Raw genomic sequence first — 13113 nt, forward strand, 5'->3', positions numbered from 1 at the left:
ACCGTGAGTACGCGTGAGCGCGCCGTGAGTAGCACTCAGTCTTCCATGACATACCCCGTCGCTGGTGTCCTCGTATTTCAGATGTAGCACAGAAGGGGCTGAAACAGTGCGGAACACGACGACCACAGGGACAACGAGTCCGACGCCGTCGCGCAGCAAGGGTCTTGTAATGAGCAAGCGTGCGCGCAGTGCCAGGCGCCTAGCCAGCCTGTTGACCAGCAAGTCAGGAACCTACGTCCGCGTCTACTACGACCGGCAGATCCGCCGGTACCGGGTGGTGTGGACCAACGGGCCGGACGCGGCACAGATGTTCACGTTCGCTGTTCAGGCAGCCGGGGAAGTGCCTGAACTCGACGTGGCAACGTTGCTGTGGGACCGGGGTACGACCAACAACCACCACTAGTGAAGACCCGCCGACCGGACGACGTATCGCGGCTGGACGCCTGTGTCCAAGAAGCTGATGCCGCACCCCTCCCGACGCGTTGCCCGGTACGGCGTGCCGTTCCGGTGACCAGCCGACAGCCCCCGTGCTGGTCACCGGAACGGCGTCCACAACCTCCTCAGACCGGATAGCGGATCAGCGTGCGCATCTTCTCCGGCGCGTCGGTCCTCGGCCTGGTCAGGTAGATCTCGTGGTGGTTCCCGGTGATCCGCCGCCCTTGCGCCCGCACGAACGCCATCAGCCTGGCGATCGTCGCGGGCTCTTCGCTGTACGGGCCCTTGTGCAGGATCTGCGCGCACGTGCCTTCGGTGAACAGCTCGAACCGCACGCCGTCCACCGCCTTGCGCTGGGCGGCCTTGCCGATCGCGGCCGCGGCGATCTCGGCGGTGGCCTGCGGCGGTTGCAGGATCATCATGGTCCAGCACCACTGCGACCGGTCGCCGGACGTGAAGACTGCCGGATCGGGTGACCACCATTGACCCTGAAGGGGCAGGACCGAGTACTGCACAACCGGTTTGAGCGCGGCTCGCACGGCGTACGCCACCGCGTACAAAGCGGACACGGCGTTGCTGTATTCGGGTGATTCCGGCGCGCCTTTGCCGTCCACCATCAAGTACGGCAGTGACGGAACCTCGATCAGCGCGGGCTCCTGCTTGCCGGAGAACAGGTGTTTGTATTCATTCATGGTTTTGCTCCAAAGGGATGATGAGCCGGGTGACGAGCTGTTCCGGCGTTGACGTGAGCGGCCCGGCCAAGTAGGCCTCCCGGGCGGGACCGAGAGGCCGGTGCCCGCGTTCGTAGATCCACGCGAACAACCCCTGATAGGCGAGCGTGAGGTCTTCGTAGGGCCCGACATGCGTGGTCATCGCGACCAGACCGGCGGGCAGCTGTTCGACGTCGCCGCCGGGCGCGTCGGTTTCCACGCCCGCGGCGACCGTGAGCTCACTCGCGTCCAGGTCCAACGGGAACAAACCCCAGCGGGGGCCCGGCAAATCGGCCAACGCCCGCATGCCATGGCCGACCGCGGACCCGATTTCCTCCAGGGCGCACACGGTTCTGTGCACGACCAGCCGCCGCGCGGGCTCCTGGACAAGCGAGACTTCCTGGCGTAGCAAGCCTTCGTCCAACAGCCGCGTCAACGCACGCGCGGTACGCCGCCGGTGTTCGATCTCCGCCTCGACCCTGCCGAGGTGCCTGCCCAGCACCCGCTCGTCCCGCAGCGCCTCGGCGATCTCCGGCAGGGGCACGTCCAGCTTGCGCAGCAACGCGATCGCCAGCGCCCGGCGGGCCTGCGTGGCGGAGTAGTACCGGTAGCCGGTGGACGCGTCGACTTCCGCCGGGGTGAGCAGGCCGAGGCTGTCGTAGTGGCGCAGCTGTTTGGTGCTCAGCCGGCACATCCGGGCGAACTCGCCGATCGGCAACAGGTGTTCGGTCACCCGTTCATCCTGGTCCTTGCCACAGTGGCAAGGTCAAATCCCGTGGCTAACCTGGTTGAGTGAACGAGTACCGCTTTGTCGCGACCGGGGACAGTTTCACCGAGGGCGTCGGCGATCCCGCGCCGGACGGGACGTTGCGCGGGTGGGCCGACCGCTTCGCCCAGTTGCTGGCGGCCCGCCGCGGGCACGTCAGCTACGCCAACCTGGCCGTGCGCGGCCTGACCACGCGCCAGATCGTGGAGACCCAGCTCAAGCCGGCCGTGGCGTTGGAACCCGACCTCGTCACCGCGGTCGCGGGCATGAACGACCTGATCCGGCCGAAGCTGAACTTCCGTGAGTTCGTCGACGACCTGCACAAGCTCGTCGGCACGCTGGCCGCGACCGGCGCCACGGTGATCACCGCGACGCTGCCGACGCCTGGCCAGGGCACGCCCTTGCCGACGCCGCTGCGGCGAACCCTGATCAAGCGCCTGAACCTGGCCAACGCCTTCGTCCGCCGGATCGCGGCCGATCACGGTGCGCTGTGTCTCGATCTCGCCGTGATGATCCCGCCGGGCATCGGCGGGTGGAGCGAGGACCGCCTGCATCCGGGCCCGGAAGGTCACCGCGCGGCGGCCGAAGCGTGCATGGGCCTGCTCGACGGCAACCCGCCGAGCCGCCTGGCCCTGGCTGAGGTGGCCGCGGCGGAGCCGGGCGAGCCGTCGCTGCTGGAGCAGTACCGCTGGGCCCGGCAGTTCCTGGTGCCGTGGGTGAAAAGGCGGATCCGCCGCGAGACGGGCCCGGCCGAGGTGGTGCCGAAATGCCCGTCGTATCTGAAGATCGGTCCCTGACCCCCGCGGACGGTCCCGGCAGGGACTTGGTGACGGCGGCGGTCCAGAACAGATAGTTGCGAACTGGAACCACATGGTTCTAGATTGGAACTATGCCGGACGACTTCGCCGAGGTGTTCGCGGGCTTCGTGCGTTCCTTCGGGCTGCTGGAGCCGGATCGGACGCCCTGTGGCTCCGCGATGTCCGTCGCGGAGGCGCATGCGTTGACGATCCTCCGGGAAAGCCCGCTGCACCAAGGAAAACTCGGTGCACTGTTGCATCTGGGCAAGTCGTCGACGAGCCGTCTCACCGACGGCCTGGAGGAGCGTGGGTGGGTTCGGCGCGAGCCTGATCCCGGTGATGGACGGGCCAGACTGCTGGTGCTGACCGAAAACGGCGAACGGGTCGCCGCCGGGGTCGTCGAACGACGCGGCCGTCGCCTGCAAGCACTGCTCGACCACATCGAACCCGACCAGCACGGCACTGTGCTCACTGCCTTACGCCTGTTGAAGGAGGCCGCCGACCGTGAAAGTCCCTGAGGTCGTTCCCGTCTTGCTGCTCGTCGCCGCGCTTGGCACAGCGTGTTCCGAGCCGACGCGCCAGGCGGAAGTGGCGGAGCGTGGAAAGACGGTCATGCCGTTCGACCTGGAGAAGACCACACACCGCTTCACCCCGCGGGACAACGGCCTGGTACAGGAAGTCGTCGCCGACCAGCCCGGTGATACGGGGCAGATCACGCTGATCCGACAGCACCTCGTGGACGAGTCCGAACGCTTCCGCCGTGGTGACTTCGCCGACCCGTCCAAGATCCACGGCGAGACCATGCCTGGCCTCAAGGAACTCTCGGCGGGCGCACAGCGGATCACCATCGAGTACCGCGAGCGCGTCGACGGTGCCGAACTGTCTTTCCGCACAGGCGAAGCAGCGCTCGTCAAGGCGCTGCACAGCTGGGGTGAGGCCCAGGTGTCCGATCACGGCTCGCACGCCGAGCACGGTACGAAGTAGCTTAGCCTTCGGCCGACAGCAGTTGTCCCAGTGCGCCGTCGACGCCGCTGGCGTCGGTCAGCACGGACACCGTGCCGCCGGTGGAACGCGACAGCTCGGTCAGCTCCCGGCGATTGAGGTCCGAGCCGATGGACAGGAAGCTGATCGGCAGCTTCCCCCGGGCAACGTTCTTGTCCCGCAAGCGTTCTCGCAGTTGTGAGTACGTCATGCCGCCGTCGTTGGGGCCGTCGGTGATGACGACGACGCGGTTGCGTTTGCCTTCGGCGTACGTACTCAGCGCGGCCTGGTAGACGGCGTCCAGGCTGGTGTACAGATGCGTTCCGGTGGCGGGCTTGAGGGCGTCGATCGCGGTGTGCAACGCGGGCCTGCTTGTGGCCACTGGGCTTGCCGGCACCAACTGCCGGTACGGCCGGCCGGCGTCGAGGCGGCGGGAGAACTCCCAGATTCCCAGCGCGCCACTGGCCAATCGGTCGGTCAGCCCGTGCAGTGCCTGCTTGACCTCGTCGATCCGGCCTTGGGTGCGCATGGAACGGGAGACGTCCACCAGCACCGTGATCACCTGGCCGCCGTCGGCCGCGTTGGCCCACGTCGCCGAGATCTGTTGCGTGGTCGTGGCATCGGCCGGGACGAGGCTCGTTGTCGCGCTGTCCCAACGGATTCCAGGTGCTTCCCGCGGGTACCCGGCGCCGCCCGCGGCGCGCAGGCCGATGCGGTTGAACATCTCCTGCTGCGCGGTGTGCTTGAGGAAGTCCCGGAACTTCAGCGCCGCACGGATCTGGGCCTGGTCGCCGGACATCGCGACGAACGGGAAGTCCGCGGCCGGACTCGGGCCGCGCGCGGCGACCTCGTAGAGCGGCGCGGCCGCCGGCTTCGGTTTGCCGTCCAGGCCGAGGTTGCGGCGGTACAGGTCGACCTCGGTGACCGGGACGGCGCTGAACGGCGCGCCCTGCACCTTGCCCGCCTTGCCGAGTTCCATCAGCGCGTCGACGGTCGTGCCCGGAACGTTGGCCGGACGTGCGGCGGCCAACTGGGTCAGGTTCTGCTGAACCTCAGGCAGCGTCAGGGTTTCGACGGTCACCGGCCCGGCGCGTTGCGGGCTCACGCCGGCGATCGCGCACTGCAACGCGAGCACGCTGGCGGTGTTGGACGTCGGGTCCGGCATCGCGACGGTGAACTTGCCCCATTCCGGCTTGCCGTACCGCGCCCAGCCGTCCGGTGCGGTGGTCAACGCGGCCAGGTCGCCGAACGTGAACGAGTCGCCGTCTTCGAGCGGCTGCACGGCCTCGTACGGCACGGCCAGCACAACGGGGCTCGTCGCAACGGATTCCGCGTTGGAGCCGATCAGTGCGCTGTCGGCGGCGGCCAGCCGGTTCACCCAGTACGTCGACTCGGGCAGCCACGCCTGCGGCTCGCCGCCCATGGTCTGCTCGTTCCAGTCGCCGGTCAGCCCGGCGAAGACCTGGCTCGGTTCGTGTGCGGCGACATCGACCCGCACGCAGTGGTCGTTGACGACGGTTTTCTCGGCGTTCCAGCGCTTGGCGGCCTCGTCGACGGCACCGGCGGCACTCGGTGCGACGGCGACCCGCACCACGATGTCCCCTTCGGGACAGGTTTTCGACTGCGCCACGGCTCGCTGCTCGAGCCGGTCGCCGATCCAGGTCCAGCCGATCCAGGCGAGCGCCACCGCCGTGGCGACTCCGGCAACGACGACCGGCCATCTGGCGACGCCACGCCGGACGTTCTCCAGCGTGCGATGCCGACCCATGCAAACTCCGCCTTCGTGTCTGTCCGTAACCGACAGGCCTTACTTACGCGCAATAAACGCTAACAGGCGAAAGCTAAGGGTCAAGTTGGGTCACTCTACGTGTGCGTTACGTAACCGAGATTGACCTAATCGTTACGTGACGGCTGGTCCCATTCCAAGATGTGCGTACACAGAGCGATCAATCGAGCACGTAACGGCGCGGCTCGTTCGGCGAACTCGGCCTGCATCCGGACATACGCGGCCCGCCCGGCCGGAGTCTCGATCGGCACCGGGGAGTAGCCGAAATCACTCAGGTCGTACGGGCTGGCGCGCATGTCGAGCTCACGGACCTCGGAAGCCAGCTCGAAGCAGTCGGCGAGCAGCTCCGACGGGGTGAACGGCGCCAGCTTGTACGACCACTTGAACAGGTCCATGTTCGCGTGCAGGCACCCGGGCTGCTCCAGGTCGATCTGGGTCGGCCGGGTCGGTTGCAGCGCGTTCAGCGGCCGGGCCTGCGGGGTGAAGAAGCGGAACGCGTCGAAGTGGCCGCACCTGATCGGCAACGACTCCACGACGGTGTCCGTCCCCGCCGAGCCGAGGCGCAACGGCAGGGACTCGTGCCGGATCTCCGCGGCCTTGTAGACCATCGCCCATTCGTGCAGGCCGAAGCAGCCGAGCCGGGGCGTGCGGGACTGGGTGGCCACGAGCAGGTCGCGGATGAACCGCACGGAGGTCCGCCGTTGTTCGGTCAGCACCTCGCGGGACAGCATCACGCCCGACGGCGTCTGGACGTACCCGGTCCACGACAGGTGCCGGCGGGCATCCCCGGCCAGCGCCACGTCCGGACCGGGGTGCCAGCGCAGCAGCCGGGTCGGCCGGTAGGAGTAGTACGTGAACAGGAAGTCCAGGACCGGGTGCTTGTGCCCCGCGGCCTTCCGTTCCTGGTGCGGCTCGACCCACCTGCGCATCCGCGCGACATGGGCCTCCTGACGGGCCTGCCACTCCTGCTCGGCCAACACGATCACGGCAGTCATTATTCGCCGATGTGCGTGCTGTCCCGAACGGTGCCGACGTACTCCTCGACCAGGTCCTCCAGCGCGACCACGCCCAGCACCGTGCCGTCCGCGGCGACCGCCTTGGCGAGGTGGCTCTGAACGCGCCGGAGAGCCGCCAGAGCCTCGTCCAGCCGGGCGTCGGCGGGCAGTTGCGGCAAGCCGCGCACCCGCGCCCACGGCAGGGGCGTGTCCGGGTCGCCTGCGAGGTCCAGCACGTCCTTGACGTGCACGAACCCGTTCAGCCGGCCGTCGGAGAGCCGGACGGGGAACCGGGAGAACCCGGTCGCCGCGACGGCCGCCTCGATGTCCCCGATCTTCGGCGGATAGGGCACGGTCGTGACCTGGTCCAGCGGGACGAGGACCTCCGCGACGGTCCGTTCGGCCGACGACAGCGTCTGGGTCAGCCTGCGGTGTTCGAGGTCGTCGAGCAGGCCTTCGCGGCGTGAGTCGGCGATCAGGCTGGCCAGTTCCTCCGGCGTGTACGACGCCTCGAGTTCGTCCTTCGGCTCGACCTTGAGCAGCCGCAGGATGCCGTTGGCCATCCAGTTCAGCAGGCTGATCACCGGACGCACCAGCCGCACCCACGCGACCAGGAACGGCGTCAGCCACACCGCGGTCCGCTCGGGCGCGGCGATCGCGATGTTCTTGGTGACCATCTCGCCGAGCAGCACGTGCAGCACCGACACGATCAGCAGCGCGATGGCGAACGCGATGCCGTGCATCACGGCCGGATGCACGCCGAGCGGTTCGAGGATCATCTCCAGGTAGTGCGCGACGGCGGGTTCGCCGAGCGCACCGAGGGCGATCGTGCACAGCGTGATGCCGAACTGGGCGCCTGCCATCATCAGCGACGTCTTCTCGGCCGCCCGCATCACCATCCGGGCCCGGTCCACGCCCCGGTCGGCCATCGCCTCAAGCCGGTCGTGACGGGCGCTGACCAGCGCGAACTCGGCGCCGACAAAAAACGCGTTCAGGCCGAGCAGCAGCAGGGACACCAGGATCGCGGGGATGCCGGTCATCGCGCACCCGCCTCGGCCTTGGCCGCCGCGTCCTGGTCGGCCATCCGGGTCACGCGCAGCTCGGCGACCCGGTGGCGGTCCATCCGCAGCACGGTGATCCGCCAGCCCTCGACGACCACCTCGTCGTTGACCTCGGGAATCCGGCCGAGCCGGGACAGCACCAGGCCGGCCAGGGTCTCGTACTCGCCCTGCGGCATCCGGAACCCGGTCGCCTCGGCCAGTTCGTCGTCCCGCAGCAGGCCCGACACCATCCAGCTGTCCCTGCCCAGCGACCGGACCGGGCTGACCTCGCCGCGGTCGTGTTCGTCGCGCACGTCGCCGACGATCTCCTCGACCAGGTCCTCGATCGTCACGATGCCCGCTGTGCCGCCGTACTCGTCGACGACCAGCGCCATCTGTAAGCCGGAGCCACGCAGGCGGTCGAGCAGCGTGTCACCGTCCAGGCTTTCCGGCACGGTCGGGACGGGCCGGGCGAGCTCGGCCATGTCGGTGGTGGCCCGCAGCTCGTGCGGCACGCCGAACACCTGTTTGACGTGCACGACACCGATCACCTCATCGAGGTCACCCTTGTGTACGGGAAAACGCGACACACCGGTGGTCCGGGCGAGTTCGATCAGGTCCGGGACGGTCGCGTCGGCGCGCAGGGCGTGGACACGCACGCGTGGTGTCATCAGCTCGTCGGCCGTCCGGTCACCGAACCGCAGCGAGCGGTCCAGCAGCTTGGCCGTGCCCTGGTCGAGCGTGCCGTGCTCGGCGCTGGTGCGCACGAGCGATCCCAGTTCCTGCGGCGAGCGCGCCGAGGCCAGTTCGTCGGCCGGTTCCACCCCGAACCTGCGGACCAGCCAGTTGGCCGACCGGTTCAGGCCGTTGATCAGCCAGCTCAGCGCCCGGGAGAAGCCGATCTGGAAACCGGCGACCATCCGCGCGGTCTCCAGCGGCTTGGAGATCGCCACGTTCTTGGCCACCAGCTCGCCGAACAGCATGGAGATGAAGTTGGCCAGCAGCAGGGCGACGGCCAGCGCGAACCCGTGGGCCGCGCCGTCGGGCAGGCCGATCGCGCGCATCAGCGGCACAAGCCACTCGGCGATGATCGGCTCGGCCAGATAACCGGTGGTCAGCGTGGTGATCGTGATGCCGACCTGGGCGCCGGACAGCTGGAACGACAGCGTGCGGTGGGCTTTCCGGACGTTCTGCGCCTTACGGTCGTCCTGCCGCTGCACGTGGCTTTCGACCTGGCTGCGGTCGAGTGCGGTCAGCGAGAACTCGGCCGCGACGAAGATCGCTGTGCCGAGGGTGAGGAGGACGACGGCGAGAACACCGAGCACGTCGAGCAATGGTCCGGTCACCGTGCAACTCCGGTGTCCGGGCGAATATGGCAGCCGGGAGAATCGCCCGGCTGGCTACTGCCAGCAGGCGACGTGGCGTCGCACACCTACTTACTCACTCCTCGCAAGGTCCAAAGAAGACCTGTCAAGTGTAGCGAGCATCAGGGGTGACGGCCGACCAAACCGAGCAGGCGGGCGGGTGCCCCGGCGTCGGCCGCGACCGGTACCGGCGGGGCGAAGATGCCGGTGCCCTGCCACCGCCAGACCTGCGGGGAGAACACCGCCAGCAGCGTCCCGGCCAGCTCGTCGTGCAGTGGCGAGGTCTCCCCGATGCCCTGGGCGAGGTCCCAGCCGTGCACGGCCAGGTCGAGGGTCATCTGCCAGCCGAATTCGGCGGCGGGCACGAGGCCGTAACTGAGATGGACCTCTCGGTCCAGGGCGCCGGGCAGCAGCCAGGCCTCCCTGGCCTCGGCGGAGGCCGTGGTCCACGTGCCGACCGGGTCGTCGCCGAGCACGTCGCCGTCGAACCGGTCGCCGATGTCGTCGATGTCGGCACCGCTGAGCAGCTCAGGCACCCAGAGCTGCTCAGCGACCAGGTGGTTGAGCAGGTCACGGACGCTCCAGCCGGGGTTGGGCGTCGGCCGGGCCCAGTCATCTGGGCCGATCGCCTTCACCAGCCAGTCGAACCCGCTCAACGCACTGCCATGAGCGTCCAGCAGTTCCATACGATCAAGTGGACCACTGGTCGGTCATCCCCGCAGCGGGGCGACCAGGGCGGTATACCGCCCACGCCCGCTACGTTGAGTGACACCCAACCTCCCTCCCCGCGCCCGTGTCCGCCATTGGTGCACCATGAAATGCACACTCCGGCACTGCCTGGCGCCCACGCGCCCTGCCCGGGGAGTTTCCCGGTGCCGCAACGGCGAAGACGGGGTGCCGGAAAGGTGGACACGGGGTGCCGGAATGGTGGACACGGCGGGGGTGAGCCTCGTGCTTAAGTAGGACGTTCGCGGGGGCTTTCGCAGGATTCGGCCGGATGTCGTTGCGCCGTAACGTCTTGCGGCATGGTGCGGATCTTCGTGGTGCTGGGGACGGTCGTCGCGCTGGTGGTGGCGAGCACGCCACCGGCCGGGGCGCACGGGGTCAGTGACACCGCGGATTTCTCGCTGGCACAAAGCTTCGCGGGCAACGAGCTGACCTTGGTGGTCCGCAGGACGCACACCGTTCCCGGGCCGTTGACCGTCGACTTCATCGCGCACGACCCGGTCACCAGGACATCCGTCGACGTCGGACTGGTCGGTCAACCGCGGCACGCCAAGGTCGAGCTCAGCAGGCGCGGCACGCATCCGGTCCGGCTGGAGGTCGACCGCACGGGCCGGTGGGAGCTCATCCTCACGGCCGCCGACGGCGAGCAGGCGCGGATTCCCTTCCAGGTCATGCGATCCACGCTGACGCTCTGGGAACCGGTGGCCTACGGCGGACTGGCGGCAACCGGCCTTTTCATGGCGCTGGCGCTGATCACGGCCGTGTTCGCCAGACGCCGGTTCATGGTCGTCGTGCCCGCGGGGGCCGGTGTGCTGGCGCTGACCGTGGCGATCACCGCCGCCTTGCTCTCCTCAGCCATCCCACCGGCGCAGGCCGAAGGAGCGATCCCGGTCGACCCGGCCGGCGGCCGGCCGTACGTCAACTCGGGCGTCACCACCGACCAGGACCCCGTCACAGGCAAGGAATTCCGGTTGCGCCTGGCGATCACGGACGGCAACACCGGTCGTCCGGTGGACGATCTGGTCGCGCATCACGACGCGCTCGCGCACCTGATCGTGTCCAGTGTGGACGGACAGTTCTTCCGGCATCTGCACCCGGTCCGGACGGCCCCGGGCGAGCTGGCGGTTCGCCTGGCGGTCGACCGGCCGGGCCGGTACCTGGTGCACGCCGAGTTCGAACGGGTCGGCTCCGGGTCGCAGCTGGTCAGGGGATCGTTCGAGGCATCAGGGCCGAAGGCCGGCGTCGACGTGCCGAAGGACGTGCGGCGGGCCGTCGCCGGCCGGAGCCACACGATCGAGATGTCCGTCGGCGGCCGAGCGGACCTGCAACCGTGGCTCGGCATGGCGGGGCATCTGGTGCTGCGTGAGGAGAACGGCGACTTCTTCGGGCACGTCCACGAGATGGGGCCGATGCGCGGGACCGCCGACGAGACGGTCGCCTCGCTGCCGCCACACCTGCGTTTCACGTTCACGTTCCCGCAACCGGGGAGGTATTTCGGATGGATTCAGTACCAACGGAACTTCACGGTGACGACCGTGCCACTCCTCGTCGACGTCCAGTCGCCGTGATCGTCCTCATCGGACTGGTCGCGGCCGGGGTGATCGCCTTCGCCCTGTGGCCCCGGTCGCGGACGTCGACGGCAACGGCGTCCGGCGACAGCGAGACGTACCGCGTGGACCTGACCACGAGCCCGCGCAGCGGTCCGGTGAAAACGTCGGTCCAGGTCAAGCGGCACGACTCCGGGCCAGTCCAGCTCAACGAGGTCGTCATCGACGCGGTGATGCCCGCGATGGGCCACGCGATGCCACAAGTCGTCGCCACGAGGCAGAACGACCGGTTCGAGGCACACGGAGAGCTGTTCACGATGGGCGGCCTGTGGGACGTCTCGCTGCGCTTGGCGGACGAGACGGTCACCGTGCAGATCCCGGTAACGGAGGGACAGGGATGAAAGCGGAGCGGATAGGCGCATGGCTGCTGCTGGTCTGCGCCACGATCACGATCGTCGGGTTCTCGTGGGACATCCAGTGGCACGCCGACGTCGGGCCGGACACGTTCTTCACCGCGCCACACCTGGTGATGTACCTCGGCACGGCGACAACAGGGTTCACCTGTCTCGGCGTGGTGCTGTACCGGACGTTCCGGCGGCCCGATCCGGCTGTGCGCACGGTCAAGGTGCTCGGCACGTTCCAGGCTCCCATCCCGTTCCTGGTCACCGGGCTCGGAGCCGCGGCGGAGTTGCTGTACGGCCTGACCGACCTCTGGTGGCACACGGTCTACGGCTTCGACGTGACGCCGACGTCGCCGCCGCATGTGGCGATGTCGCTGTGCGTCCTGGTCGAGGCGATCGGCGCGGTGATGGCCTTCGCGTCACTACGCGAAACCCGTTCCGGCCGAGTCGGGTTGGCCGTCTACGTCGGCCTTGCCACGTACGGTCAGGTCTTCCTGCTGCTGTCGACTCCGGCGCTGCCGTGGGTCAGGGAGTTCTTCTTCGCGGTCGCGCTGATGGGCGTGCTCGCCTTGGTCTTGGTCGCGGCGGTCACTCGTTCGCCTGGTCTGGTCGTGGTGACAGGCTTGTCGTACGCCGTGGTCCACGCCGTCACGTGGTTCACCATGCCGCCGTTGACCCGGGCGTACGCCGCGTCGATCGACCTGCCGGTGCGTGACTACGTCGATGGGACGTCGGTCTACGCATCGTTCTCGCCACTGGTGATGCTTCCAGCCGCGTTGCTGATGGCGGGTGCTTTGGCTCTGGGCAAGCGATTCGGCTCGGTGAAGGGTGCGGCCATGGTGGCAGGGGTCGTGGGCGCGGCGCTGCTGACGCTCGGGTACTGCGTCCAGTACAACGTGATGGACGTCGTCACCATCGTTGTCACGGCCGCGTTCGGTGTCCTCATCGGCTTGGCGGCATGGCGGATGAGCGCGCCACTACGGAATCTTGCGGAGGTCTGACGATGCGAGCGTTCACCCTTGCCCTCGCGGTGATGGTTCTGACGGCCGCGCCCGCCTACGCGGCCCCGCCTCCGGTTGAGGTCGTGCACTCGGAGAACGTGCAGGTCGGCCCGTACGACCTGCGGGCGTCGTTCAGCGAATGGCCGATCCGTGCCGAACGGTCGCTGGACTTCACGTTCGTGCCCGACGGCGGCATCACCGGCCATCAGGGCACTTTGCGCCTGGTCGGCCCGGCCACCACCGGCCGGCCGGAACGACTCGCCCGGCACCCCCGTGCCCGAACCGAGTGGGGCCTGGACGTCCGGGCACTGCCGGAGGAAGGCACGTGGCAACTGGAGTTCACTGTGGACGGTCCGAAAGGTCCCGGCAGCGGCGTGCTCGCGGTTCCCGTCGGCCCTCGTCCCGGTCCGCCCGCCACGCTCAGCTGGACGCTGGGGCTCGGCCCGATGATCGTCGGCGGCCTGGTCTTGGTGATCGTCTGGATTCGTGGCCGAGGCCGTCGGCGAGCCGACACCTGGACATGGTCTTAACGGTGTGCAAGACTCTCTCGAACTAAGATAATCA

15 protein-coding genes are annotated in these 13113 nt (G+C 68.5%); 8 read left to right on the forward strand and 7 right to left on the reverse strand.

The window, feature by feature from the left end:
- Positions 1-169 precede the first annotated feature (169 nt).
- Complete coding sequence (locus GC106_RS01410) at positions 170-403, forward strand: hypothetical protein (protein WP_173123475.1); 234 nt, start codon at positions 170-172, stop codon at positions 401-403.
- Positions 404-560: 157 nt separating this feature from the next.
- Here GC106_RS01410 and GC106_RS01415 read toward each other — a convergent pair whose 3' ends face one another.
- Both GC106_RS01415 and GC106_RS01420 read right to left on the reverse strand, forming a co-directional pair.
- The gene (locus GC106_RS01415) at positions 561-1127 is read right to left on the reverse strand and encodes a GyrI-like domain-containing protein (RefSeq protein WP_173123477.1); all 567 of its coding nucleotides are present in this window, start codon (positions 1125-1127) and stop codon (positions 561-563) included.
- Positions 1120-1878 carry a MerR family transcriptional regulator gene (locus GC106_RS01420; RefSeq protein WP_173123479.1) on the reverse strand — a complete coding sequence of 253 codons (759 nt, stop codon included), beginning with the start codon at positions 1876-1878 and terminating at the stop codon, positions 1120-1122. Before GC106_RS01420 ends, GC106_RS01415 begins: the two co-directional genes overlap by 8 nt.
- 59 nt (positions 1879-1937) lie before the next feature.
- Here GC106_RS01420 and GC106_RS01425 point away from each other — a divergent pair, with 59 nt between their 5' ends.
- The 3 genes from GC106_RS01425 to GC106_RS01435 all read left to right on the forward strand — a co-directional run bounded on the left by GC106_RS01425 (position 1938) and on the right by GC106_RS01435 (position 3692).
- Positions 1938-2708 carry an SGNH/GDSL hydrolase family protein gene (locus tag GC106_RS01425; RefSeq protein WP_173123481.1) on the forward strand — a complete coding sequence of 257 codons (771 nt, stop codon included), beginning with the start codon at positions 1938-1940 and terminating at the stop codon, positions 2706-2708.
- A gap of 92 nt (positions 2709-2800) precedes the next feature.
- Positions 2801-3226 (forward strand): MarR family winged helix-turn-helix transcriptional regulator, encoded by a 426-nt coding sequence (locus GC106_RS01430; protein ID WP_173123483.1) that lies wholly within the window; start codon positions 2801-2803, stop codon positions 3224-3226.
- Complete coding sequence (locus tag GC106_RS01435) at positions 3213-3692, forward strand: aspartate carbamoyltransferase (RefSeq protein ID WP_173123485.1); 480 nt, start codon at positions 3213-3215, stop codon at positions 3690-3692. The genes GC106_RS01430 and GC106_RS01435 overlap by 14 nt, the downstream gene beginning before the upstream one ends.
- Position 3693: 1 nt before the next feature.
- Here GC106_RS01435 and GC106_RS01440 read toward each other — a convergent pair whose 3' ends face one another.
- The 5 genes from GC106_RS01440 to GC106_RS01460 all read right to left on the reverse strand — a co-directional run bounded on the left by GC106_RS01440 (position 3694) and on the right by GC106_RS01460 (position 9560).
- Positions 3694-5457: a substrate-binding domain-containing protein gene (locus tag GC106_RS01440; protein ID WP_173123487.1), complete on the reverse strand. Its 1764-nt coding sequence runs from the start codon at positions 5455-5457 to the stop codon at positions 3694-3696.
- A gap of 125 nt (positions 5458-5582) precedes the next feature.
- Positions 5583-6470, reverse strand: coding sequence for a 3-methyladenine DNA glycosylase (locus GC106_RS01445; RefSeq protein ID WP_173123489.1), 888 nt, complete (start codon positions 6468-6470; stop codon positions 5583-5585).
- Positions 6470-7510 (reverse strand): hemolysin family protein, encoded by a 1041-nt coding sequence (locus GC106_RS01450; RefSeq protein ID WP_173123491.1) that lies wholly within the window; start codon positions 7508-7510, stop codon positions 6470-6472. Before GC106_RS01450 ends, GC106_RS01445 begins: the two co-directional genes overlap by 1 nt.
- Positions 7507-8856 carry a hemolysin family protein gene (locus GC106_RS01455; protein ID WP_173123493.1) on the reverse strand — a complete coding sequence of 450 codons (1350 nt, stop codon included), beginning with the start codon at positions 8854-8856 and terminating at the stop codon, positions 7507-7509. The genes GC106_RS01450 and GC106_RS01455 overlap by 4 nt, the downstream gene beginning before the upstream one ends.
- Positions 8857-8996: 140 nt before the next feature.
- Positions 8997-9560: a TIGR03086 family metal-binding protein gene (locus GC106_RS01460; RefSeq protein WP_173123495.1), complete on the reverse strand. Its 564-nt coding sequence runs from the start codon at positions 9558-9560 to the stop codon at positions 8997-8999.
- Between the two features lie 339 nt (positions 9561-9899).
- Between GC106_RS01460 and GC106_RS01465 the strand changes: the two genes are divergently transcribed.
- The 4 genes from GC106_RS01465 to GC106_RS01480 are packed head-to-tail and all read left to right on the forward strand — an operon-like array spanning position 9900 to position 13079.
- Positions 9900-11168, forward strand: a complete 1269-nt coding sequence (locus GC106_RS01465; protein WP_173123497.1) for a DUF8832 domain-containing protein — start codon at positions 9900-9902, stop codon at positions 11166-11168.
- Complete coding sequence (locus tag GC106_RS01470) at positions 11165-11548, forward strand: FixH family protein (protein WP_173123499.1); 384 nt, start codon at positions 11165-11167, stop codon at positions 11546-11548. Before GC106_RS01465 ends, GC106_RS01470 begins: the two co-directional genes overlap by 4 nt.
- Complete coding sequence (locus GC106_RS01475; protein ID WP_173123500.1) at positions 11545-12549, forward strand: hypothetical protein; 1005 nt, start codon at positions 11545-11547, stop codon at positions 12547-12549. Before GC106_RS01470 ends, GC106_RS01475 begins: the two co-directional genes overlap by 4 nt.
- A 2-nt stretch (positions 12550-12551) precedes the next feature.
- The gene (locus GC106_RS01480) at positions 12552-13079 is read left to right on the forward strand and encodes a hypothetical protein (RefSeq protein WP_173123502.1); all 528 of its coding nucleotides are present in this window, start codon (positions 12552-12554) and stop codon (positions 13077-13079) included.
- Positions 13080-13113 lie beyond the last annotated feature (34 nt).

It is taken from the genome of Kibdelosporangium persicum (assembly GCF_013280595.1).
GTDB classification, from domain to species: domain Bacteria; phylum Actinomycetota; class Actinomycetes; order Mycobacteriales; family Pseudonocardiaceae; genus Kibdelosporangium; species Kibdelosporangium persicum.

Coding starts and splice junctions, on each gene's coding strand:
- GC106_RS01465 (WP_173123497.1), top strand. CDS start 9,900: ATGGTGCGGATCTTCGTGGTGCTGGGGACGGTCGTCGCGCTGGTGGTG.
- GC106_RS01450 (WP_173123491.1), bottom strand. CDS start 7,510: ATGACCGGCATCCCCGCGATCCTGGTGTCCCTGCTGCTGCTCGGCCTG.
- GC106_RS01430 (WP_173123483.1), top strand. CDS start 2,801: ATGCCGGACGACTTCGCCGAGGTGTTCGCGGGCTTCGTGCGTTCCTTC.
- GC106_RS01475 (WP_173123500.1), top strand. CDS start 11,545: ATGAAAGCGGAGCGGATAGGCGCATGGCTGCTGCTGGTCTGCGCCACG.
- GC106_RS01440 (WP_173123487.1), bottom strand. CDS start 5,457: ATGGGTCGGCATCGCACGCTGGAGAACGTCCGGCGTGGCGTCGCCAGA.
- GC106_RS01460 (WP_173123495.1), bottom strand. CDS start 9,560: ATGGAACTGCTGGACGCTCATGGCAGTGCGTTGAGCGGGTTCGACTGG.
- GC106_RS01480 (WP_173123502.1), top strand. CDS start 12,552: ATGCGAGCGTTCACCCTTGCCCTCGCGGTGATGGTTCTGACGGCCGCG.
- GC106_RS01445 (WP_173123489.1), bottom strand. CDS start 6,470: ATGACTGCCGTGATCGTGTTGGCCGAGCAGGAGTGGCAGGCCCGTCAG.
- GC106_RS01415 (WP_173123477.1), bottom strand. CDS start 1,127: ATGAATGAATACAAACACCTGTTCTCCGGCAAGCAGGAGCCCGCGCTG.
- GC106_RS01410 (WP_173123475.1), top strand. CDS start 170: ATGAGCAAGCGTGCGCGCAGTGCCAGGCGCCTAGCCAGCCTGTTGACC.